This window comes from Asticcacaulis sp. P2_B1, assembly GCF_056404915.1.
On the sequence record NZ_JBFUDD010000022.1, the window covers coordinates 30,577 to 48,618 of the forward strand.

The following is an 18,042-nucleotide window of genomic DNA, read 5'->3' on the forward strand; positions in this document are numbered from 1 at the left end:
TGGCCTACCAAGGTTAGATGACTTGAGTCATTTACCTTGGCAGCGGGCAAGCGCCCGCCGCCGCTGATGCGGCGAGCCATGCGGCGTTTGAGCTGAGAAAACTAAGAGCGTTGCGGATTCTGGCTGCGCATGGCGGCCACCAGCGCGTGTTCGCCGGCGTCTGTCAGTCCCTGGATGATCTCACCGTATTCCTGATCGCGTTCGTCCTGGCCCAATTTGAACGCCGCCTGGACCTCGATAATGTCGGCGTGAAAGGCAACGACGCCGCGCGATAGCCGCGCCGCCCGTTCACCCATATCGTCGAGCGACCATGTGTCAGGCCGGCCGGCTTCCATGGCGTCGATCAGGTCGCGCAAGGCGTCTTCGATCCCGACGGGGTCGTCAATCAGCCGCAAAGTACAATCGAAGGCGGCGCCGGCATAGTTCCATGTCGCCGCCTGGGTGCGGTCTGCCATCCATGACGGCGAGACATAGGCGTGCGGGCCCATGAACAACAAGAGCGCCCGCGGCGCATCGCGCAACCGCTCGACCTGGGGATTGCTGCGGGCGAAATGGCCGACAAAGGCCGTCAACCGTCCTTCATCATCGAAACGCGGCCGCAAAGGCAGGGGCGTGGCGCTCCACGGCTCGCCCCCGGACACTACCCAGGCAAACGGATAGGCCGTCACCAGGTCGCGGACATCGTTCGTGTCGCGTGGGGCGTATTTAGCGGGCTTGGCGTCCATGATCGGTTCTCCTCATCCTACTCTATCTCATGACCCGGGGACCGTCATCCAACGGCTCAGGCCTATATCCGCGTCTTTCGGGCCAAAGGACTGGAATGGGCCGCCAAGCCATATCTTTTCGCCTCGCTCCCTGTTATCCTTGACCTGATTGCGACGGTCCTCCCTTAAATGCCGGGAATGAGCCAATGAAACATAGTGCCGACTATCCTCTGACCATACGTCCGGTTGTCGCGCTCGCCGACGACTATCCGGCCGGTTTCGTCGACCCCTTCCACAGTCACCAGCGCGCTCAGCTCTGCTATGCCGTCTCGGGCGTGCTGTCGGTCGTCACCGACACCAACAGCTTCATCCTGCCGCCGCGCCGCGCCATCTGGCTGCCGGCGGGCATGAACCATCAGGTCGCCTGCCGCGGTCCCGTGCAGTTGCACGTCGTCTATCTCGACCCGGATATCAACAGCGAACTACAGAAGGCCTGCCGCGTCTTCGAGACGTCGTCCCTGGTTCGCGCCCTGATCGAGGAGGTGCTGACCTTCGAGGTCGCCTATGACGAGGAAGGCCGCGAAGGCAAGCTGGTCCGCCTGTTGCTCGACGAAATCACCCGCATGCCCAATATCAATATCAACGCCCCGATGCCGGAGGATGTGCGCCTGCTGCGCGTCTGCAACCAGATCCTCGCCAATCCGGCCGACACCCGCGATATCGACGACTGGGCCAGCATCGCCGGCATGGGGCGGCGCACCTTTACCCGTGCCTTCAAGGATGAAACCGGCATGGGCCTGGCGACCTGGAGGCAACAGGTGCGTCTGATGGAAGCGTTGTCGCTACTGCACGCCGGCCATTCGGTGACCACGGTCGCCTACGACGTCGGCTATGAGAGCCCGAGCGCCTTTACCGCCATGTTCCACCGCACCTTCGGCATGCCGCCCAGTCAGTTTATTGCGGGTTAGATACGACCGCTTGAAAACACGTCATTTCTTGGTTGCCAGATAGTCCGCAGCTGTGGTCGGACCGTGGGTCGAGGTGTCGCTATGGTCGGCGATATATTTACGGATCTCGAAGAAGAAGTTAGAGCCCGACGGCAAACCGACCTGATCCCACGCCTTGTCGAGCGCCGCGGCCTTTTCCGGCGGAGTGTGCGCCGGCTGCAGGAACATGAAATCCCAGCCTTCGCCGTCGCTATGGACATAGAGCTGGCGCGGCGGCAAGCCGGCCAAGCGATTGGCCTCATCGCACTTGGCGATAAATTCGAGAAAGGCCTGCTGTTGACCCGGCGCAATGCGGTAGATCTCGACCTGGGTTTCACCGACCGGCGCCGGCACAACCGGCGCAGTTACTGCGGGCGCGACGACGGGCTTGGGTTTGGCAAAGACGGGCGTGGCGGCCAACAGCATAGCAGCGGCGATCAGAACGGGCTTCATTTTGCGTCTCCAGGCGTTTGGTCGGCGTACCACGGGGTGGTGGCGGGTTTGACATCGGGCCAGATCTGGCTCAGGTCGCGATCGTCATAGAGCCGGCCGTTCTTCATGACCTGGTCGATCTGCCAGGCATTCCCGATGTCATTGCGCGGATCGGCGTCGAGGATCAGCAGGTCGGCGAACTTGCCGGGCGTCAGACTGCCGAGCTCGCCGACGCGGCCGATGGTTTCGGCCGAACCGAGCGTGCCGGCATGCAACGCTTCCTCAGGCGTCATCCCGCCCATGACGTGGGCCTCCAGCTCCCAATGGAAGCCGAGACCCGGCGTATTGCCGTGGGCGCCGATACCGACTAGGCCGCCGGCGCGCTGGATGGCTGCTGCGCCGGCCGCCACGGTCGGAAAAGCATAGTCGGACAAAGGCAACCATTGATCCAGCCGCGTCGTCATCTGCTCCAGGGCGAAATGCGGCGTGTAATACTGATATTTGGCGCTGGCCGCCGGATCGTCGCGGGCGATGAAATAGTTCTGCCCGGTGGCGCCGCCATTGGTTATCTGCAGGGTCGTCGTATAGCTGGTCCGGCTTTTCGCCATCAATTGGATGACGTCCTTGTAGATCGGCAGGCCGACCAGGGCGTGCTCATTGCCGGAATAACCGTCCATCACCTGGGTCAGGTCGAGCTTCAGCGACAGGGCGCCTTCCGTCGTCGGCTGTACACCTACCTTGATGGCCGCCATATTGATCCACTGCCGGACGCGTCGGTCGCCGGCGCGGTATTGCTTGATATTGTGCAGGCCATAGGCATCGCTGTAACGGCTCAACACCTTTTCGGCGTCGGCCTGGGACGAAAAACGGTTGAACGAGAAGATGGCCGTGCCGGTCGACGGCAGGCGTGGCCCCTGGATCAGCCCGGCATCGAGCATGTCCTTATAGGCGATCTCGTCGATGGTCAGGGTCGACGGGTCGAAACTGGTCGTCACGCCATAGGCCAGGCGTTCGCGCAAGGCCCAGTCCTCGTTGTCGAGCACATCGCGGCGAACGCTGCCGATATGGTCGTGGGTGTCGATAAAGCCGGGAATAATCGTCTTGCCGGTGACATCGCGGATGACCGCGTCGGCCGGCACATTGAAACTGCCGCGTGACCCGATTTTCGCAATCCGGTCGCCGTCGATCAGGATATCGGCATCGGCAATCGCCGGCCCATCCATGGGCAAGGCGAGCGCTCCACGCAGCAGCAGCTGGCCCTTCGACATGTCGCGCGGCACAGTGACCGTGGCGGCGAACAATAAGGGCTTGCCGACATCCGCCGTCCAATCGGCCTTGTCGGTCAGGGCGACATCGCTCATCTTGCGCTCGTAAAAGGTCGAACCGAGAGCATAGGTGATGGTCTTGCCGTCGGCCGACCATTCGAAGAAATCGGCGCCGACGTCGGTCAGCCGGCGGTGGGGCAGCCTGGTGTCCGAAAGATCGACCGTCGTTGCACCATCGGTTGGCATGGCGACGACGTGCAGTTGTTGCGCCACCAGGGCCAGGACCCATTTGCCGTCGGGCGAAAGGCGCAGGGCATCGACTGGCACCGGCCCGTCCTGGAAGTACCAGCCGGGTCCCGTGACGGACACGACGTCCTTGCGCGCCCCGGTCGTCAGGTCGATACGCGACAGGCCGGCGTCCGTCTGGACATAGACGGCGTCTTTTTCATTGGTGAAGGTCGGGCGCTGGCCGATCGACATGTCGCCGGTGATGGCCGTGCCGTCGCCGCCCGATGCCAGGAAGCTGACCAGCTTGGCTTCACGCAAGGCGCCATATTCCATATAGAGGCGCTGGCGTTGCTGCTGAGGCGAACGCTCGGCCAGGATGCGGCTGCCGTCCGGCGTGAATACTGGATAGGTGTAATAGTCGGATTGCGTGCTGATCTTGACCGGCGTTCCGCCGTCGAGCTTGAGGCTCCACACATCGCCAGCTGCGCGTTCGCTCCACGTCACCCAGGTCAGGCTTTGTCCGTCCGGCGACCATGACGGCTGCCAACCCTCGGCGACACGGCGCGGCGTGGCGCCGGCCGTCAAATCCATGACGTAGATTTGGCCGAGCGCCGAAAAGACCAGGCGCGCCCCGCTGGGCGACATTTGCGGTGTCTGGATGATGTGCGCCTTAACCGGGCCGGTATCCTCGGTGACGACCTGGCGGCTAAGCGCGCCCAGTCCTAAATGCACATCGACGCTGAAGGGCAGGGGCGTCGCCTGACCCGTGGCGATATCGAGCCGTTCGAACTTGCCACCAACCGTTAGCATCAGCGCTTTGCCGTCGGGCGTGAAGGCATAGCGCGGCAGCAGGTCCTGCCAGGCATTGGCTTGCAACTGATCGTGCGTCACCGGAAAGGCCAGCCAGCGGTCGCCCTCGGTTGTCAGGTCGCGCACCCGCAAGCCGGTCTGGTTGTCGCTACGTGTGGCATAGACCAGGGTCTTGCCGTCGGGCGACAGCACAGGGCGGAAAAAGGCGCCGGGATTGCGGGCATGGCCCGATCCATCGGGTTCGTGGACGATCGTCTCTTCCGTGCCGTCGGCGACAGAACGGCGCACGATGTCCCACTGGTCGCGCTGATCGGGATCGGTCGGACCGACATGGCGCGCCATGTAAAGATATTTGCCGTCGCGCGACGGTACCGCGCCCAAACTATCGAGCCAGGCGGAACGCGCGGAATCGGCCGACGCCTTGACCGGCACGATCAGGTTTTCCGTGCCGTCCAGCCCATATTGCCACAACTCGTTGGCGTTATAACTCGGGCGATAGCGTTCGAGATAGACCGATTGCCCGTCGGGTGCCCATTCCGGCGACATCAGCACCGTGTCGTCCTCGCCGAAACTGACCTGGCGCGCACCCGAACCATCGGGCTTCATCACCCACAGATTGTCGGCCCCGGATGCATCGCTGATATAGGCGATCGACTTGCCATCCGGCGAAAACACCGGCTGGGTGTCGAAGGCCATACCCGTGCGCAACGCTTTCGCCGCGCCACCCGTGACGGCATCGAGGCGATAGAGGTCGCCCAGCATGTCGAAGACCATGGTCTTGCCGTCGGGCGAGACATCAAGCGACATCCATGTGCCTTCGTCGGTCGTGAAGTCGATTTTGCGCGCGGCCTTCATTGGCAGGGTCTGGCCGGGTAGTTGACGTGGCCGCGACGGGTCAACGGCGCCGGCGCCATCCTTGATCCAGCCGAAGGCCGGCGCGGTCGGGAAATCGTCGTCCTGGGCATGGGCGGCCGGCGCCATGCATAGAAGGGCAAGGGCAAGAAGGGAGAGGCGGCTCATTTGCGGTACACCGGTGGCAGGGCGTCCGGCTTGGCATATCGGTCGCGCAACAGGGTCTGACGCGTGGTCAGTGACGCCTCGTCACCCTTGACGAAAACCTTATAGGGATAGTTGCCGGGCTCCAGCGGATCGCCGTCCCAGATGACCAGATCGGCATCCATGCCGGCGGCCAAGGTCCCGTAATGACCGGAAATGCCGAAGATTTTTGCCGGCTCAACCGTCATCGCCAACAACGCCTTGTCATAGGGCAGGCCATTGGCCACGGCCAGGCCGGCGGCTTCGCGCATCGCTTCGCCGGCATTGTAGCTGAGATAAATGGTATTGCCTGACGAATAGAAACCCAGGGTCACGCCGGCCTTGTCGAGCAAGGCCGCATTGTCGAGGCGCGCCCCGACGACATCGAAACTGATCGGCAGATTGTCCATCGGATCGAGCACGACGGCGATCTTGGCGGCCGCCAATTCGCCGGCACAGCGCCACGCCTCGTCGCCGCCCATGATGACCACGCGGATCTTGTAGTCACTGGCCAGGGCGATGGCTTGGCGGATATCCGATTCGCGTTCGGTGACGATAACCAAAGGTATGGTGCCATCCAAAACGCGGCCAATCGCTTCGAGATCGCGGTGATTGCCCGTCGTGCTCTTGACCTTGGCGGAAACATTATCGCGCGCGTCGCTCAGAGCATTGCGCAGCAACTGCCATTGGCCGCTGCGCGAACCGCCCGAGGCCGCCAGTGTGCCACTACCGATCTGGACATAAAGAGCCGACTGCGCGTCATCGAGAACGTCATTCGCTTCGACCAAGCGCAGGACCGCACCCTGGCCCATGAACGGCGCCGAGCCCGAAGCGCCGGGATAGGTCACGGCACGCGTCACGCCATCGGCGCGCACGACCGGCAACAGGACGCTGTTGGCGTTCAGGGCATATTGCACATCGAACGAGGCGCCGAGCGTCGCATTGCTGTCCGACATGTCGTTGGTTTCATCGGCCTGGCCGGTTTCTACCAGCCCGAGCTGAGTCGCCGAGTTCATCAGTCCGGGCGTCACCATGCGACCGCCGGCATCGATGACCCTGGCGCCCGAGGGCACGGCCCCTTGAGCCGTCACCGAGACCATCTTGCCGTCCCTGACCACGATCGTGGCATCGACGACCTTGCCGCGGCCGTCCATTGGCCAGGCTTCGGCGTGGGTGATCGCCAATGTATCGGCGAAGGCAAGGGAGGGCGGCAACAGCAGGCCGGCGAGAACAAGACCCTTGATCATTGCGGTACTCCTTGGCCGGCCGGCCTGCCAAGCTGGAAGTCGCTCAACGGTTGGTGCGCCGCATCGAAGCGGTCATAGGCGATGGCGCCATCGATAAGCACCTGGTCAGCATGGCTATAGATGCTGAACGGATCGCCCGACCAGATTACGATATCGGCGTCATAACCAGCAGCCAGAGTACCAATGCGGTCTTCGAGACCCAACACCTTGGCGGGGTTGCTGGTGATCCAGGTGATGACGTGTTCCGGTGGCTCCGGAAGCCCCATATGGCGCCCAGCGCCGGCTGCCTTGGCGGCTTCGATATTCAGCCTCTGGCCGAGAACCGGACCGTCGGAATGCAGGGTGATACAGGCGCCGGCGGCGTCGAGAAGGGCGGCGTTTTCGCGGATACCGTCATTGGCTTCCATCTTGAAGCCCCACCAATCAGACCACACAACGGCGCAGGTACCGGTTTTGGTGAACAGGGCCGGGTTCTTGTAGCCTTCGACGGCATGGTGGAAGGCGGTGATCTTGAAATGGAATTCGCTGGCAAGATTTTGGAATTCGGCCATGTCGTCGGCGCGATAACAATGGATGTTGAGGCGCAAATCGCCATCCAGAAGCGCCGCCAGGGTATCGAGATTGAGATTGCGCACCGGCGCCGTACCGCCGTCCTTCTCATAATTCTGCCAGGCGTCGCGATAAGCCACGGCCTGGGTGAAGATGTCGCGCAGATTGGCCATTTCGGCCTGCCGGCTGCCTGGCCGCTGGTTTAGAGCGCCGAAATGCGATTTCGGGTTCTCGCCGCAGGCCATCTTCATGCCTTGCGGGGCGTCGGGGAACTTCATGGCGTCAACCGAGGTCGCGGGAATCGTGTGCAGCGTAATAGCGCGGCCGCCGATCTGCGGCGTCGATCCCGGCAGGATCTGCAAGGTGGTGACCCCGCCCTGCACGGCATAGATGAAGCTGGCGTCCTGGGCATTGACGGCGTGTTCAATCCAGCTATCCGCCTGGATCGGCGCGCTGGTTTCCGAAACATCCGAAGCGTCGTTGTCGATCGAGGTCAGCGGCATGGAATAGGTGCCGTCGTGGCTGTGCGGATCGACGATGCCGGGCGTCACCCAACGCCCGCCAGCGTCGATAACCTTGGCGGAACCGCCCTCAAGTTGAGAACCGACAGCGACGATCTTGCCGTCGTGAGTCAGGACATCGGCGTGGTCGAAACGGTGTCCGGCGCCGTCCAGGACGGTAGCGTCACGGATCAGCAGATCCTGGCGCGGCAAGGGTTGATAGGTGCTGGGGGTGCGATCGGCCATGAAGGGCAGGGGCGTGCGGGCAACTGGCGACGGCTTGGCGGCCGCTACGACAGGCCGACCTTTGGCCTTATGGACGGCGGCGAAACCGGCAGGGCAGGCGACCACCAAGACCATCGGGACAATCCATGCGGCAAGACCCAAGCGTTTCATCATCGCCCCTATAGTTTTGATAGATTCCGGCGAAAACGATTCGCATCGCCTCCGCCGGATTTTTGTTTATAGACCCGAAACGCCGAAAGTTAGAACTTCCGCGTCAGGGTGGCGATGACTTGTTCGCCGGCGCCGTAGGTACAACCGACACTGCCGGAGCAGCGCGCGACATATTTCTTGTCGAGAATGTTGCTGCCGTTGACGGCCAGGCGCCATTCCGGCGTGTCATAGTGGATGATGGCATCGACCAGGGTCGCTTCCTGACCGTAATAGACGACAGGATTGTAGACGCCTGGCAGGCTTCCGGCGCTTTCCGAGGTGTAACGGGCGCCGAGGCCGAAACCGAGACCGGCGAGGCTGCCCGTCTGGATCGAATAGTCGGCGAACAGGGACAACTTGTGCTTCGGCGTGACGGGCAATGGCGCACCCACTTCGCCGGCGAAGTTGGTGTTCTTGGTCACCTTGGCGTCGGCATAGGTATAGGAACCGTTGACCGACCACTGATCGTTGATCCGGGTAACGAACTCGGCTTCCAGGCCCTTGACCTCGACTTCGCCGCTTTGCGTGCCGAAGACAGGCGTCACCGACGGCGAGGTCGAGACGACATTCTTTTGCTTGATGTCGTAGACGGCGACGGTGGCGAAGACGTGGACGCCGTTGTCGAGGGTGCGGCCGTCATACTTGATGCCGGCCTCGACCTGGGTGCCCTCGGATGGCTTGAAGTCGTCGCCCGTCACCGAATCCGTGCCGAGAACCGGCTCGAATGAGGTGGCATAGGAGATGTACGGCGCAAAGCCGGAAGCGAAGATATAGTTGGCGCCCAAGCGATAGGTGAACTTGCTTTCGCTGACCTTGGTCGAGGCATTATAGTTCTGCACCTTGTCGGTGTCGTAGCGACCGCCGAGGGTGATATAGAGATCGCCCGACGAGATCTGGTCCTGAACATAGACACCCGTTTGGGTCAGACGCATATTGTTGTAGGGATTCCAGCCCGGCGTGGTGATCGACGAACCGGCGCTGTAGACCGGATGGTACAGGTCGATATCGCTGGCGCCGGCAAAGCCATATTCGGCGAAGTTCTTGACATTGCGGTAATCGACGCCGGCCAGGACCTTTTGTTTCACGCTGCCGGACGTGGTGTTCCACTCCAGGCGGTTATCCATGGCGACGCTCTTGACGTCTTCTAGGTAGGGGAAGTTGTAGCGATGGACCGTGCGATTGTCACCGTCCAGCCAGCCGCCATAGATGACCAGGCTGTGTTCGAAATATTTGCTGACCTTGGCGTTGGAGGTGAAGGTCAGGTCGTCATTGATCTTGTGGCTGAAATCGTAGCCGATGCCGAACTGGCGGCGCTTGTAGCTGTTGTAATCCGGCTCGCCGAGATTGGTGGCTTCGGAGACTTCGCCGTTCGGGTTCGGCAGCAGGGTGCCCATGACCGGCATGAAACCATTGGTGTCGCCCAGGACTTCGTCGTTTTGATAATAGACCAAGCCGGTCAGCTTGGTGTCGTCGCTGATCTTCCACGTCGCGGTCGGCGCCACCAGGATGCGCTTGGCGGTGACGCCGTCGCGTTCGGCGCCGCGGTCGAGATAGAGGGCGGTCAGGCGGCCGTCAACCGACGAACCGAGCGCGCCGGTCACCGTGCCGGCGATCGATTTGTAATCATAGGAGCCGTACTTGGCCTGGACTTCGCCGCCGAACTGGCTTTTGGCGCGGCGGCTGGTCTCGTTATAGATGCCGCCCGGAGGGGTGTTGCCGTACAAGGTGGCTGACGGGCCCTTCAGGATGTCGATCGAATCGAAGGCGTAGAGATCGACGCCAACACTGTAGATGGAGGTCGAGATCGGCGCCGCCAGACCGTCGATATATTGTTTCGGCGTAAAGCCGCGCAGGGTGACGAAATCGAAACGCAGGTCCGGCCCGTAGTTTTCACCAAAGGCGCCGGCTGTGTAACGCACGGCCTGTTGGCCGTCGGTGAAGTTGAGCAGGTCGATCTGGTCGCGGGTAATCACCGATACCGACTGCGGCGTCTGGATCAAGGGAATATTGGTCTTGCTCGCCGACTGTGCGCCCTTGGGCACATAGTTGCGCGCCTTGACGATGACGACGGTCTGGCCGTCAGCGTTTTCCCGGGTCGTCTCAATGCCCGTGGCCTGAGTCGCGCCGGTGCCGGCATCCTGAGCCATGGCGACGCCCGCCAGGCAAGACGCGGCCGTGGTCAACAGCAAGGCCAGCGTCATGGTTGTCTTGATGGTTTTATGGGAAAAAATAGGTGAGGTCAGCATTTCAATCCGCTCCTTCATTGCCCCGATGACGGGTGCGATTTGATCGACAAACAACTGTGTCGTCCGTGTCATGAGACTGTCATCTTTTTGCTGCGCACAGTATTTTGCACAGGTCTTTAACTGTTCTATTCGGGCCGCCCGGCGTGGAAACCCAAGTGCCTGTTGCCAAAGAGTCGCGCCCGGAAGTCTCCAAAGACCAGGCATATACATGGAAACATATTGCGTCGCATCATGACGACGCTGCCCCGCAGGACCTTAAAATGTCATTGGAAACCGGGGCCCGCAATTGCTGCCGATGACAATCGGAGTAGATGTGGCCTTATTGAGGAAAAACCGACACTCCGAATGGCATGCGGCTGGCTGTGAGTGGCGCTTTTATGACCTTGTCGTCGGCGGCGAACCACAAGCCCTGCCATCCAGTTGTGAGGTAATATATTGCCGGATACAATAGCCGTGCATCCCTATTCGGAGCGCCGGTTATCTTCGAATCCGGCCACATCTACTCCGAATGCGGCCATTGGCACCGCGCGGATAGCCGCGCACGCCTTGGGACGAACCGGCACCGTTGCTCCAAGCCCTTACGATTTGGGCGAATCTTTTGGGGTCTGGACTTTTTGCTGTGCCATCTGCCGGCGTGTCCACCATAGGCTTAGTCCCAAGCCGATCATGGCCATCAGCCACAATCCAAGGATCAGTTGGACGATACGCCCGGCCGGTCCGGCGATCTGGCCGGTATGCAGGGGGTAGGCGACATCGAGCAGGAAACGGGCCGGGGCATGAGCTTGGCGCGCATCATAGGCGCTCAAAACCTGACCGTTAGCGGCGCTGACAAAAACGGTCGTCATGCCCCAGATGCGCGGCATTTCGCCTTTCGCATGCAGGCGGACACGATACCACGGATTGTCACCTGGCAACGAAAAGCCCGACACGGTGGCGCCAGGGAAGGCGGCCAGTCCAGCCTTCAGAGCGACTGAAGGTTTGACCGGTGTCGTGGCCGGTGGGGCAGCGACGGGTTCGGGCACGCCGGCCTTGAACAGACTGGCGATCGGATCGTCATAGGCGAGGATGATGCCGGCGATAACGGTCACCATGGCCGGCACGACCAGCCATAGGCCCAGCATGCGGTGCCAGCCATAGATCAATGCCACGGGCGCCTTGCCGGCGGGAAGACGCAGCGCCTTCAGCCATTGTCCGAGGCGCGGCCAGGCCATCTTGAGGCCGAGGCTCAAATTGGTCAGCAACAGGATGCCACTCAAACCGATGAACCAGCGCCCGGCGTCACCCAACATCAGGGCCATGTGCAGGTCGCTGAGCCGGTCGAAAATATTGCCCTGGCCCAAACCCTCATTGCTACGGTCGCGCAAATCCTTGCCCTGGCCGTCGATGCGCAGGGTACGGTCCTTGCCGTGGTCGCTGTAAAAGACATCGAAGCGGTTGGCGGCTCCGTTGGCCGACCACATGGAACTGACCGAAATATCGGGTTGCGCCGTCATGGCGTCCAGCCGGGCGCCCACCGCATCGGCATCGAACGGTCGATGCGCCCCCGCTACGCCGGCATCATCAATGTCCCAGCGGAACACGATCAGCACGCCGGTCGCCGCCTGCAACAGCCACAGGGCGGCAAAAACGAGACTGAGATAACGGTGGATCAGCTTTATCGGCATGACACGACGCTAAAAGTATTATTGTGCGCAGTCTGTCGCCTTTGGGCCATCCGCTGGTGCGGCCGCGACAATCTCTACAGTCCGTCCAACTGCTGCAACCATTGCGGAAAGGCATGCGCTCCGGCGGGAAGGGTTTTGCCGTCCTGGCGCCAGTGCGAAGGTGCTGACGCCAGGTCGCGGACCTCGCGCGGCGTCATGCCGAACTCAACCTTGAAGGCGCGCGCAAAGGCCGAAAGGTCGTTGAACCCCCAGCCATAGGCGATCTCGCTGATATTGCGATGGAGATGGACGGGATTGGCCAGGTCGTCACACACACGGCGCAGGCGGCGGCCGCGGATGTGGTCGGCGACCCCGCCCAGCGGCGCGAACAGGCGGTAAAGTGCCGCACGCGACAGGCCGAACTGTTGGCATAACAGAACAGGCCCCAGATCCGAACTGGCCAGGTGTCGGTCGATAAAGCGCTTCAGCGTAAAGACGCAGGCGCCGGCGATGGCTTCGGTTTCTTCCGGCCGGGCGGCGCTGGGCAGGCTGAGGCCTGTGACCAGATCGAGGGTACTGCGTGCAACGCCGCCGGCGTCTTCCGGGCGGATATCGTACGCCCGATCCCAGAGGGTGCTTAGATGAGATCTGATAAGGGCGCCGGGGACCGATTGGCCGCGGATGATCTTGCCGTGCAGCGTGGCCATGTCGGTATCGCTGCGCTGGAACAGATTCCTGGGTATGGCCAGGTGCAGGCTGGCATGCGCCCGCGTCTGAATATGAAACGGCCGCGTCATGTCCTGGATGAAGATATCACCGGGGCGCGCCACATCGTCATTGTCATCGCTGAGGCCGACATCGCCGCCATCGATGACGACGTCGATGACGATAACATCGAGTGTTGTCTCGGCGATCTTGCGGTTGTTGCGTGAATAGGCAAAATCGAGCCCGCCGGTGCCGTTTGTCTCGCCCTTTCTCCGCCCTGCTGTGCGGCCAAAAATCAGCGGACCCATCAGATAGGTTTGCAGGGCGATATCCACGCTGTCTTCGAACGTGCGGTCGAAATGGCAGTCATAAAGCGGATCGAGCGTGTCTATGACCGACGCGAAACCGGCGCCGCCGTCGCCGTCGGCTGAGCGAATCTCGAAATACGGCAGGAGAGGGGGCGACGGAGAGGTCATGGACGCGTTGAGCCGGTAGAATGTGAAGGGGAACCCGCACAGTCTCAACGCGTGCCGGTAACCGTAGCACGTCCGTGGTTAAACAAAAACCCATCATGCTGAGACAATCAACCATGTAATTGATACGCTCAACGCGTTGAAGTTGAAGGTGCGAGTGATAGATTTCGCCGGATAATTTGCCCGACAGAACTGGCGGGGCCGGCTCCACGGCAAGATGGAGCTCATCATGACCAGCATTCTCACCGTCGGCGTCGAAACGCGCGTCAATACCACGATCGACAACGAACAATCGTCCCCTGTTACGACCACGATGGCGGATGGCAGTTATGTCATCGTCTGGCAAAGCTACGCCCAAGACGAATATATGTTCGACTGGGCCCAGCATTACGGCATCTATTCACAACGCTATAATGCGGCCGGCAACAAGGTTGGCGTTGAAACCCGCGTCAACACTACGGTCCTCTACTCGCAGGACAGTCCAAGCGTCACCGGCCTGACCGGCGGCAACTATGTCATAGTTTGGCAAAGTGATCTGGCTAACAGCGACGACACGGGCGTATTTTCGCAGCTCTACAATAGTAACGGCGTCAAGATCGGCGGCGAAACACAGGTCAATACCTTTACGGCCCTGACGCAAGGTTACCCGTCAGTCGCCAAGCTGACGGACGGCGGCTATGTCATCAGCTGGTCGAGCTTTCTGCAGGACGGTAGTTCAGACGGCGTCTATTGTCAGCATTACGCTGCCAACGGCGCCAAGGTGGGCGGCGAACTGGCCGTCAATACCACCACGGCCGGCGGTCAGTACGAATCGTCGGCGATCGGACTCGCCGACGGCGGCTGGGTCGTTAGTTGGACCAGCGACGGCCAGGACGGCTCCGGCCGCGGCATCTATGCCCAGCGCTACAGCAATAATGGCGCCAAGGCGGGGACCGAGTTCCGCGTCAATACAGCCACCGAAGGCGATCAGACCAATTCCGATATGGCCCTGCTCAACGATGGCACCTATGTCGTGATCTGGAACGGCTATGACGCCAGCACCGGCGGGGTCCTGATGCAGCGGTTCAACACCGCGCCGCTGACCTTCCATAATTACGGCTCGGAAATCGTCGTCAATACCACGACCACAGACGTCCAATCGAACGCCTCCATAACCGCGCTCAGCGATGGCGGCTTCGTCATTCTCTGGGAAAGCCTTGCCCAGGACGGCGACAGCTCGGGCATCTATATGCAGCGCTACGATGCCCTCAGCCATCGCATCGGTGACGAGACCCTGGTCAATACCACGACGGCCGGCGGTCAGGGCGCTCCCGATGTTACCGCGCTTGCCAATGGTGGCTTTGTGGTCACCTGGGACAGCCCGACGGTCGATGGCGGCTATGACATTATGCGCAAGACCTACGCACCCGCCGTCACGACGGCCGGTAGTCAGCAACTTTTCGGCACGGCCGGCGACGATGTGATGAACGGCGGCACTGGTGGCGACCTGATGTGGGGTGGCTACGGCAATGACACTTATACGGTCGATAACTTCTTCGATATCGTCTTTGAAAAGGCCAATGAGGGCGTCGATATCGTCTGGTCGTCGGTCGACCATATCCTCGAAGCCAATGTCGAAAATATGCTGCTGACGGCTGCTGTAACCGGCACCGGCAATGCTCTCGACAACGCCATCACCGGCAATGGCGGCGTCAATACGATTATCGGCATGGATGGCAACGACACGCTGGATGGCGGTGCGGGACTGGACAATCTATACGGCGGGACCGGCAACGATACCTATGTCGTCGACAGTGCCGGCGATATCGTCTCCGAAGAGACCGTCGCCGGCACGGATGACGGCGGGACCGACACGGTGCAGGTGGGGTTTAGCTATGCGCTGGGGGCTCATATCGAAAACCTGACCCTGACGGGCACGGGCAATATCGACGGCACCGGCAATGCACTCGACAATACGCTCACCGGCAACAGCGGCAATAACAGTTTAAACGGCGGCGCCGGTGCTGATACCCTGGTCGGTGGCGCCGGCAACGATACCTACTATGTCGATGACGTTACGGACATTGTCGTGGAAGCGCCCGGTGGCGGGACGGACACGGTCATTTCGTCGCTGACGACCTACACCCTGACGAGCGATGTCGAAAACCTGACCCTGACCAGTGTGGGTGGCTTTGTGCAGGGCTATGGCAACGCACTGGATAATGTCATTATCGGCACCAGCGGGGACAATTACCTCAGCGGCAATGGCGGTATCGACACGACGGATGGCGGCGCCGGGAATGACGGTTATACGGTCGACAATTCCTCTGACATTATCATTGAGGTCGTGGGTAACGGTATTGATACGGTGACTGCCTACGCGACATGGAACATGGCGGGCGCAGACGTCGAAAATCTGTCGCTCGGGGGTAGCGGCGATATCAACGCCTACGGCAATGCTCTCAACAATAACCTCACGGGCAACAGCGGTAGCAATACGCTGACCGGGGGCGGCGGCAACGACATCATCGATGGCGGCGTCGGCGTGGACACCCTGTTGGGTGGCGCTGGCAACGACGCATTTATCGTGGATAATGCCGGCGATCTCGTTACCGAATATGCCGGCGAAGGCCACGACAGCGTCCGCAGCCTGATATCCTATACCTTGACGGACAATGTCGAGGATCTTGCCCTGTGGGGTGTCTCAAGCGGCCTGACGGCTACCGGTAATGCGCTCGATAACGGTCTTATCAGTTACACGGGCGGTAATGACGTCCTCGACGGCGGGCTGGGTGCCGACACCATGTATGGCGGCGCCGGCAACGACACCTATATGGTCGACAATGTCGGCGACGTGGCACGGGAAAATCTTATCGGCGGCGTGGATGACGGCGGCGTTGACACGGTGATGGCCTCGGTCAGTTTCGGCCTCGAAAGTTTCATAGAAAACATTCGCCTGACGGGCTCGACCCATATCAACGCTTATGGGAATGATCTCGCCAACGGCCTGGCCGGCAATGACGGCAATAACAGCCTCGATGGCGAAGGCGGGGCCGACACTATGACCGGCGGGTTGGGCAACGACATCTACTATGTCGACGACGTCAACGACAATGTCGTCGAGACAGCCGACCAGGGCACCGACACCATTCTGGCTTCGGTCGATTATACCCTGTCCGGCCGCATCGTTGAAACCCTGACCCTGACCGATGCCGCCAATATCGACGCCACCGGCAACAGCAAGGACAATACGCTGAACGGCAACAGCGGCGACAATGTCCTGAAAAGCCTGGGCGGCGACGACGTGTTGAATGGCGGCGCCGGCAATGACATGATCGATGGCGGTACCGGCGTCGATACCATGTCGGGCGGGCTAGGCGACGACACCTTCACGGTCGACAATATCGGCGACATCGCCAAGGAGCTCACGGGCCAGGGCAGCGATATCATCCTGTCTTCGGTCACCTTCGGCCTGAGCGGAACCTTTGTCGAGACTCTGACCCTGACAGGCGCCGCCAATATCAATGCGACCGGCAATAGCCAGGACAACACGCTGAACGGTAATGCAGGCAACAACACCCTGCTCGGGATGGTCGGAACAGACGTCCTGAACGGAGGGGCGGGCATGGACATTCTCGATGGCGGTGCCGGCGCCGACACGATGTCGGGTGGCACCGGTGACGACACCTTCTACGTCGACAATGTCGGTGACGTGGTCAAGGAAACGGCCGGGCAGGGCAATGACATCGTCTATTCTTCGGTCACCTTTACGCTCGCCGGCTATTTCGTCGAAGCCCTGACCTTGACTGGCGCCTCGACGATCAACGGCACCGGCAATGGCAGCGACAATATCCTGATCGGTAATAGCGGTATCAACAAGCTGAACGGCGGCTATGGCCATGATATGTTGACGGGCAATGGCGGCGCGGACGTCTTTGTCTTCTCGACCGCCAGCGGCGCCGACACCATTACCGATTTCTCGGCCGTCCAGGGCGACACCATCAATGTCAACGCCTACCATGCTCAAGCGACCGCGATTATCGCTCAGGTGGGCAGTGACGCGACCATCGACTTTGGTGGCGGCAATATCGTCACTGTTGCCAATACGATCGCGACGGACGCCACCTTCCTCAGCCATATCGTCTGGTGAAGGTGGCCGCCGAGTCTTATTCTGCGATCTGTTCTGCCGGTCTTCCGATGCAGTAGTAGCTGAAGCCGTGGCGTGCGACCTCTTCCTTGCGGTAGATGTTGCGCAGGTCGACGAGGACCTTGCCCTTGACGGCATTCTTGATGCGGTCGAGGTTGAGCGCGCGGAACTCGTTCCATTCGGTGACGATGACAACGGCGTCGGCGCCCTCGGCGGCTTCGTAAGGTCCGGTGCTGTAGGTGATCGGCGGCAGGACATGTTTGGCATTGTCCATGCCTTCAGGGTCATAGGCCTGGACCGTGGCGCCGGCGGCGACCAGCTCCTCGACAATGGTGATGGCGGGGCTGTCGCGCATGTCGTCGGTCTCGGGCTTGAAGGTCAGGCCCAGGACGCAGATCGTTTTGCCGGCGACGCTGCCGCCGACCGCCTTGACGACCTTCTGGGTCATTTTCGACTTGCGCGCGTCATTGATGGCGACGGTGGCCTCGATCAGCTGGATCGGCGCATCGAAGTCCTGGGCCGTCTTGACCAGGGCCAGGGTATCCTTGGGGAAGCACGAACCGCCGTAGCCGGGACCGGCGTGGAGGAACTTGGTGCCGATGCGGTTGTCGAGGCCGATGCCGCGGGCGACTTCCTGGACATTGGCGCCGACGGCTTC

Annotated in this window: 11 protein-coding genes; 2 read left to right on the top strand and 9 right to left on the bottom strand. The window is 61.3% G+C overall.

Annotated features, from left to right (window positions below; translation table 11 throughout):
* Nucleotides 1–101 precede the first annotated feature (101 nt).
* Nucleotides 102–725, bottom strand: coding sequence for an FMN-binding negative transcriptional regulator (locus tag AC1DX3_RS23980; protein WP_476991886.1), 624 nt, complete (start codon nt 723–725; stop codon nt 102–104).
* Between the two features lie 185 nt (nt 726–910).
* On the opposite strand from AC1DX3_RS23980, the gene AC1DX3_RS23985 reads away from it, so the two are divergent.
* Complete coding sequence (locus AC1DX3_RS23985; RefSeq protein ID WP_476991887.1) at nt 911–1,672, top strand: AraC family transcriptional regulator; 762 nt, start codon at nt 911–913, stop codon at nt 1,670–1,672.
* Nucleotides 1,673–1,693: 21 nt separating this feature from the next.
* On the opposite strand, the gene AC1DX3_RS23990 is transcribed toward AC1DX3_RS23985, so the two are convergent.
* The 7 genes from AC1DX3_RS23990 to AC1DX3_RS24020 all read right to left on the bottom strand — a co-directional run bounded on the left by AC1DX3_RS23990 (nt 1,694) and on the right by AC1DX3_RS24020 (nt 13,261).
* Nucleotides 1,694–2,143: a hypothetical protein gene (locus tag AC1DX3_RS23990; RefSeq protein ID WP_476991888.1), complete on the bottom strand. Its 450-nt coding sequence runs from the start codon at nt 2,141–2,143 to the stop codon at nt 1,694–1,696.
* Complete coding sequence (locus AC1DX3_RS23995; protein WP_476991889.1) at nt 2,140–5,445, bottom strand: amidohydrolase family protein; 3,306 nt, start codon at nt 5,443–5,445, stop codon at nt 2,140–2,142. Before AC1DX3_RS23995 ends, AC1DX3_RS23990 begins: the two co-directional genes overlap by 4 nt.
* Nucleotides 5,442–6,707, bottom strand: coding sequence for an amidohydrolase family protein (locus tag AC1DX3_RS24000; RefSeq protein WP_476991890.1), 1,266 nt, complete (start codon nt 6,705–6,707; stop codon nt 5,442–5,444). The genes AC1DX3_RS23995 and AC1DX3_RS24000 overlap by 4 nt, the downstream gene beginning before the upstream one ends.
* Nucleotides 6,704–8,152: an amidohydrolase family protein gene (locus AC1DX3_RS24005; RefSeq protein ID WP_476991891.1), complete on the bottom strand. Its 1,449-nt coding sequence runs from the start codon at nt 8,150–8,152 to the stop codon at nt 6,704–6,706. Before AC1DX3_RS24005 ends, AC1DX3_RS24000 begins: the two co-directional genes overlap by 4 nt.
* Before the next feature lie 89 nt (nt 8,153–8,241).
* Nucleotides 8,242–10,509: a TonB-dependent siderophore receptor gene (locus AC1DX3_RS24010; RefSeq protein WP_476991892.1), complete on the bottom strand. Its 2,268-nt coding sequence runs from the start codon at nt 10,507–10,509 to the stop codon at nt 8,242–8,244.
* Between the two features lie 506 nt (nt 10,510–11,015).
* Nucleotides 11,016–12,101: a PepSY-associated TM helix domain-containing protein gene (locus AC1DX3_RS24015; RefSeq protein WP_476991893.1), complete on the bottom strand. Its 1,086-nt coding sequence runs from the start codon at nt 12,099–12,101 to the stop codon at nt 11,016–11,018.
* A 74-nt stretch (nt 12,102–12,175) separates the two neighbouring features.
* Nucleotides 12,176–13,261, bottom strand: coding sequence for a helix-turn-helix domain-containing protein (locus tag AC1DX3_RS24020; protein WP_476991894.1), 1,086 nt, complete (start codon nt 13,259–13,261; stop codon nt 12,176–12,178).
* Between the two features lie 226 nt (nt 13,262–13,487).
* Here AC1DX3_RS24020 and AC1DX3_RS24025 point away from each other — a divergent pair, with 226 nt between their 5' ends.
* A complete protein-coding gene (locus AC1DX3_RS24025; RefSeq protein WP_476991895.1) occupies nt 13,488–17,387 on the top strand; it encodes a beta strand repeat-containing protein in 3,900 nt (1,299 codons plus the stop codon).
* Between the two features lie 16 nt (nt 17,388–17,403).
* Here AC1DX3_RS24025 and AC1DX3_RS24030 read toward each other — a convergent pair.
* The coding region (locus AC1DX3_RS24030) for a nucleotide sugar dehydrogenase (protein WP_476991896.1) at nt 17,404–18,042 on the bottom strand (639 nt) is incomplete at its 5' end.

Bases quoted from the DNA above. Each gene is read 5' to 3' on its own strand.
- AC1DX3_RS23980 (WP_476991886.1), bottom strand. From the start codon at position 725: ATGGACGCCAAGCCCGCTAAATACGCCCCACGCGACACGAACGATGTC.
- AC1DX3_RS24025 (WP_476991895.1), top strand. From the start codon at position 13,488: ATGACCAGCATTCTCACCGTCGGCGTCGAAACGCGCGTCAATACCACG.
- AC1DX3_RS23985 (WP_476991887.1), top strand. From the start codon at position 911: ATGAAACATAGTGCCGACTATCCTCTGACCATACGTCCGGTTGTCGCG.
- AC1DX3_RS23995 (WP_476991889.1), bottom strand. From the start codon at position 5,445: ATGAGCCGCCTCTCCCTTCTTGCCCTTGCCCTTCTATGCATGGCGCCG.
- AC1DX3_RS24005 (WP_476991891.1), bottom strand. From the start codon at position 8,152: ATGAAACGCTTGGGTCTTGCCGCATGGATTGTCCCGATGGTCTTGGTG.
- AC1DX3_RS24015 (WP_476991893.1), bottom strand. From the start codon at position 12,101: ATGCCGATAAAGCTGATCCACCGTTATCTCAGTCTCGTTTTTGCCGCC.
- AC1DX3_RS24000 (WP_476991890.1), bottom strand. From the start codon at position 6,707: ATGATCAAGGGTCTTGTTCTCGCCGGCCTGCTGTTGCCGCCCTCCCTT.
- AC1DX3_RS24020 (WP_476991894.1), bottom strand. From the start codon at position 13,261: ATGACCTCTCCGTCGCCCCCTCTCCTGCCGTATTTCGAGATTCGCTCA.
- AC1DX3_RS23990 (WP_476991888.1), bottom strand. From the start codon at position 2,143: ATGAAGCCCGTTCTGATCGCCGCTGCTATGCTGTTGGCCGCCACGCCC.
- AC1DX3_RS24010 (WP_476991892.1), bottom strand. From the start codon at position 10,509: ATGACACGGACGACACAGTTGTTTGTCGATCAAATCGCACCCGTCATC.